The sequence below is a fragment of the Peribacillus sp. N1 genome (assembly GCF_054600815.1).
This window is the reverse complement of record NZ_BAAHZO010000151.1, coordinates 1-230: the sequence shown is the minus strand read 5'-3', so window position 1 is coordinate 230 and position 230 is coordinate 1. Positions and strand designations below refer to the sequence as shown.

1 protein-coding gene is annotated in these 230 nt (G+C 37.4%); it reads right to left on the bottom strand.

From position 1 onward, the window contains the following. The coding region (locus tag ACYP5M_RS26875) for a cbb3-type cytochrome c oxidase subunit I (RefSeq protein WP_459735767.1) at positions 1-230 on the bottom strand (230 nt) is incomplete at both ends.

Sequence of the window (230 nt, the reverse complement as noted above, 5' to 3'; positions counted from 1 at the left end):
ATAATGAAGTTTGTGATCAATATAGACCATGTGAACATTGGCATTTTCATTAATTTCATGCCAGGTGCTCTCATTTTAAAGATTGTTACGATAAAGTTGATACCAGTCAGTAATGTACAGATACCAGCTATTTGAATTGCAATCGCGTCATAGTTCGAACATACTGATTCACTGAAATCGTTACTTTCCAGCGGGAAGTAAGATGTCCAACCTGCATCAGGAGAAACACC